Raw genomic sequence first — 639 nt, forward strand, 5'->3', positions numbered from 1 at the left:
GCCGAACAAATCGCAGACGAACTGGTGGTTGTGGCCCGTGGTCTTGTGCTTGCCGGAGTAGAGCTCGGGTGCATCCGACCATGACCAGGAAGGACACAGAGACCCACCGACCACGCCAACCCCGCCCGTCAACCTCATCGGCCGGATCAGGAACGAACTCGTGTAGCACATCGGCGATAGGTTCCTCGAGTTCACTGATCGCACGAGAAATTGTTGCCTGATCGACGAAGATCAGCTCTGCAATCAGTTCTTCGCTGACGTTCGTCTTGAAGTACATGACAGTGGCTTTTGTCGCCTGCCGGAGGGTGAGACCTTTTGGTCTTCCGGTGCCCTTGTCCCACAAGATTCGCCGACCAAGACGATCGACAAGTTCGTCGAACTGATCGGACGTCAAACCTGTGCTAGAATTGATGTGCAATGACCCCTCCGGGCGGCAAGATTCTTTGGTTGGAACCTTTCCATTATCCCGCAGGGGTCATTGCTTTGTCTGGTGAATCCGAAATCTACGTCCACTTCAGCGGGACTTTTGCATAATCCTCTCTGTGTCCTTCCTGGTCATGGTCGGATGCACCCGAGCTCTACTCCGGCAAGCACAAGACCACGGGCCACAACCACCAGTTCGTCTGCGATTTGTTCGGA

Annotated in this window: 1 protein-coding gene; it reads right to left on the reverse strand. The window is 55.1% G+C overall.

What is annotated here, in order from left to right:
• Positions 1 to 394: RNA-binding protein (locus RIF23_RS20680; RefSeq protein ID WP_310914310.1), on the reverse strand; the 394-nt coding region annotated here is incomplete at its 3' end.
• Between the last annotated feature and the right edge of the window lie 245 nt (positions 395 to 639).

Origin of the sequence: Lipingzhangella rawalii (assembly GCF_031628175.1) — a bacterium.
Classification (GTDB): Bacteria; Actinomycetota; Actinomycetes; order Streptosporangiales; family Streptosporangiaceae; genus Lipingzhangella_A; species Lipingzhangella_A rawalii.